Annotated in this window: 1 protein-coding gene; it reads left to right on the plus strand. The window is 53.2% G+C overall.

Features of this window, described 5'->3' with window-relative positions; translation table 11 throughout:
• Nucleotides 1–53: 53 nt before the first annotated feature.
• Nucleotides 54–428: a succinate dehydrogenase, cytochrome b556 subunit gene (gene sdhC, locus J5M56_RS25120; protein WP_016773673.1), complete on the plus strand. Its 375-nt coding sequence runs from the start codon at nucleotides 54–56 to the stop codon at nucleotides 426–428.
• Nucleotides 429–462: the final 34 nt, after the last annotated feature.

Consider the following 462-nt stretch of genomic DNA (forward strand, 5'->3'; position numbering starts at 1 on the left):
CCCCAACAACTTTGCCCTGATTGTTAGGGGCTCTTCAGTGTGAAAAAAAAGCCGTGAAAAGCCAACGACCTGTAAACCTAGACCTAAGGACCATCAAACTCCCAGTCACTGCTTACACGTCCATTCTTCACCGTATCTCCGGTGTCATCCTCTTCGTGTGCCTTGCCATCATGCTTTACGCATTGGACAAGTCGCTGAGCTCCGAGGAAGGCTTCGGTCAGGTGAAAGCGTGTCTGACCAGTCCGCTAGCCAAGCTAGTGATTTGGGGCATCCTGTCCGCTCTGCTGTATCACCTGGTAGCCGGTGTGCGCCACTTGATCATGGACATGGGCATCGGTGAGACGCTGGAAGGCGGCAAACTGGGCTCGAAAATCGTTATCGCCGTTTCCGTGGTGGTAATCGTTCTGGCAGGAGTCTGGATATGGTAACTAACGTCACTAACCTGTCGCGTTCGGGCCTCTA

The organism is Pseudomonas sp. 51_B (assembly GCF_017491595.1).
GTDB classification, from domain to species: domain Bacteria; phylum Pseudomonadota; class Gammaproteobacteria; order Pseudomonadales; family Pseudomonadaceae; genus Aquipseudomonas; species Aquipseudomonas promysalinigenes.